General features: G+C 38.7%; 1 protein-coding gene and 1 pseudogene. Both read left to right on the top strand.

The features are described from left to right. Positions 1-254: 254 nt before the first annotated feature. Complete coding sequence (locus AB4653_RS28390) at positions 255-407, top strand: hypothetical protein (RefSeq protein WP_016800262.1); 153 nt, start codon at positions 255-257, stop codon at positions 405-407. Next, positions 397-667, top strand: a pseudogene (locus AB4653_RS28385) (cell filamentation protein Fic); the annotation flags it as partial. The gene AB4653_RS28390 and the pseudogene AB4653_RS28385, both read left to right, overlap by 11 nt.

The raw sequence follows: 667 nt of genomic DNA, 5'->3' as shown, positions 1-667 counted from the left end.
GAGCTAGAAAATGCCACGTGTTAAAATTCAGATTGTGACGTTTTTGGGGCAGCTCTGAGCTAGCTGGCACTTTGAGAGACAAGTGCCACGGGTAAAACTTTAGGCCAATGAAGCCTCTGGATAAAACTTTGCCAGTGACATTACTAGAATAGAATGCTGCTGCGCGGCTCACTTGGCTTTGCGAAAATCGCTACTTCATGACATTAGCTGATTAGTCATGTACAATTAATGCAACCAACAAGAGGAACATTGATATGGCCAATGTCTCAAATCCGAAGCGCCAAAAAGCTACATTTACCCCTAGCTTAAAGAACTTCAAAACCAGTTTGGGTTATGAAGGCATGACGATAAATAAGAAATCGAACGTTCAAACCATTGAAGATTTAAAACGCAAGTATGCGAGATAAATATGGTGCTGATCAGGACAAATACTGTTACTCAAATTCTGATGTTTTAATTAACAGATTGAATATACTTGACTCGGATGAACTTGAAAAAGCCGAAGTTGAGTTTACGAGTTATAGGTACCTTTCATACAAAAGTAATGTTTCTGAAATCAAGCATTTAGACTTCAATCACCTCAAATGTCTACATCACCATCTATTCCAAGATATTTTTGAATGGGCAGGTCAAGTTCGAGAAGTGGATATATCTAAAGGCTACACTC

It is taken from the genome of Vibrio sp. 10N.222.48.A3 (genome assembly GCF_041475345.1).
GTDB classification, from domain to species: domain Bacteria; phylum Pseudomonadota; class Gammaproteobacteria; order Enterobacterales; family Vibrionaceae; genus Vibrio; species Vibrio tasmaniensis_A.
This window is presented reverse-complemented; position numbering and strand designations above follow the sequence as displayed.

Excerpts from the sequence above, each read along its gene's own strand:
- AB4653_RS28390 (WP_016800262.1), top strand. The coding sequence starts at position 255 with ATGGCCAATGTCTCAAATCCGAAGCGCCAAAAAGCTACATTTACCCCT.